The organism is Bradyrhizobium sp. 153, assembly GCF_023073835.1.
GTDB lineage: Bacteria > Pseudomonadota > Alphaproteobacteria > Rhizobiales > Xanthobacteraceae > Bradyrhizobium.
This window is the reverse complement of record NZ_JADPKH010000052.1, coordinates 1-899: the sequence shown is the minus strand read 5'-3', so window position 1 is coordinate 899 and position 899 is coordinate 1. Positions and strand designations below refer to the sequence as shown.

Annotated in this window: 1 protein-coding gene; it reads right to left on the bottom strand. The window is 61.2% G+C overall.

Annotated elements, in window-relative coordinates; translation table 11 throughout:
- On the bottom strand, positions 1–819 hold an 819-nt coding region (locus IVA91_RS12740; protein WP_247458813.1), incomplete at its 3' end, for an IS5 family transposase.
- Positions 820–899 lie beyond the last annotated feature (80 nt).

Genomic DNA, 899 nt, shown 5'->3' with positions numbered 1-899 from the left:
TCTGGCTAGACGGCGAATTAGGAGCCTTAGATGGGCGGCGAGCAGCCAAGCGAGCTCGGTAGCGGCAGAGCGTTCGAAGTCTTTGGAGAGGCGCCGGCATCTTCCGAACCATGCAAAGGTGCGCTCGACGACCCAGCGCCTGGGCAGGAGCTGGAAGCCTTTGACGCCGTGCGGTCGCTCGACGATCTCGATTGTCCAGGGCCCGCAGTCTGAGAGTGCGTTGACGAGCTGTTTGCCGCGATAGATTCGGTCGGCAAAGACATGCTGAAGCCTCGGAAAGCGGCCTCGCAAATCTTCCAACAGGGGCACGGCGCCATGGACATCCTGAATGTTGGCGGGATGAACATATGCGGCCAACAAGAGACCGTTGGTGTCGGTCACGATATGGCGCTTGCGCCCATGGAGGCGCTTGCCGGCGTCGAATCCGCGTGGACCGCCGGCCTCCGTCGTCGAGGCGGTCTGGCTATCGATCACGGCCGCAGTCGGTTTGGGCTTTCGTCCCAGTTGCCGGCGCGCCTTCGGAACTAGAGATTCGACAATCTCCTGCCATCTGCCTGTGTCGCGCCAAGCGTAAAAATAGCCCTGCACTGTCGAGTATAGCGGGAACCCCTTCGGCAAGGCTCGCCATTGGCAGCCACTCCACAGGACATAGAAGATCGCCTGGACGATCTCGCGCAAATCGACCTCCCGCGGCCGACCCAATCGCCGTCGCGGCGGCATCTTCCGGGCGATCAGCGCCCATTCGGCATCGGTCAGATCGCTTGCGTAACGCAGTCCATCGCGCTGATACTGGATGCGAGCGGTTTTGGTCCACGGCATGGTGTCCTCCCTCGAATCTTTGCAAATCCGAAGGAATCACAAGCCGGCCAAAACCGCTCACCCTTTTTCGGTCAGGCTCT